The organism is Chromobacterium vaccinii (assembly GCF_000971335.1).
Lineage (GTDB): Bacteria > Pseudomonadota > Gammaproteobacteria > Burkholderiales > Chromobacteriaceae > Chromobacterium > Chromobacterium vaccinii.
Genome location: NZ_JZJL01000138.1, coordinates 1 through 929, shown reverse-complemented (window position 1 = coordinate 929; position 929 = coordinate 1). Strand labels below are relative to the sequence as shown.

Annotated in this window: 1 protein-coding gene; it reads right to left on the bottom strand. The window is 60.9% G+C overall.

The features are described 5' to 3' along the window. The coding region (locus VL52_RS22945; protein ID WP_046159217.1) for an IS5 family transposase at positions 1-900 on the bottom strand (900 nt) is incomplete at its 3' end. Between the last annotated feature and the right edge of the window lie 29 nt (positions 901-929).

Below are 929 nucleotides of genomic sequence, written 5' to 3'. Positions count from 1 at the left end.
GTTCACCTGCGCCGCATTCTTCGCCAGGCCGCGGTAACGCACCTTGGTATAAGCAAACTGCCGCTTGATCACTCGGAACACATGTTCCACTCGCGCTCGAATGCTGGATTGCTTGCGGTTCTTCTTGCGCTGGCTGGAAGACAGCTTGTGCGGCACCGTGCTCTTGTCTTGCACGCACCAGCGCAGCCCCATTGCACGGGCGCCGCGTTTGCAGTCCTGGCTGGCATAGCCAGAGTCGCCGAATACCACTTCATCCCCTTCCCGCAACAGCTTGGGTAACTCGGCAATATCGGGCCGGTTGGCTGCCGTCACCGTCACGCTGTGCACCACGCCGGAGTTCACATCCGCGCCCACATGCACTTTCATGCCGAAGTACCACTGCCGGTTCTTCATGGTCTGGTGCATCTCCGGGTCGCGGCTTTGCGTGGCGTTCTTGGTGGAGCTGGGGGCGTGGATGATGGTGGCGTCCACCATGCTGCCACGCGAGACGGCAATGCCCTTGGCTTGCAGATGGGTGTTGATGCGGGCCAGCAGTGTCGCTGGCAGATCATGTTTCTCCAGCAGGTGGCGGAAGTTGAGGATGGTGGTTTCATCCGGCAGGGCGTCGGTGACGCTGGCAAAGCCGGCAAAACGGCGCACGCTGTCGATTTCGTACAGCGCATCTTCCATCTGCCGGTCAGAGAAGTTGAACCACTGCTGCAGGCAGTAGATGCGGAACATGCTGGACAGCGGCATGGGCTGGCGTCCACGCTGCCCGGTCTTGGGGTAATGGGGTTCGATGCAGGCGAGCAAGTCCGCCCACGGTACGACGGTTTCCATTTCCGCCAGGAACAGTTCGCGTCGGGTCTGGCGCTTCTTGTTGCGGTACTCCAGTTCGGCAAAAGAGGTTTGCTGATGCATGGTGGCCCCCGGCGATGGTGGATGCGACA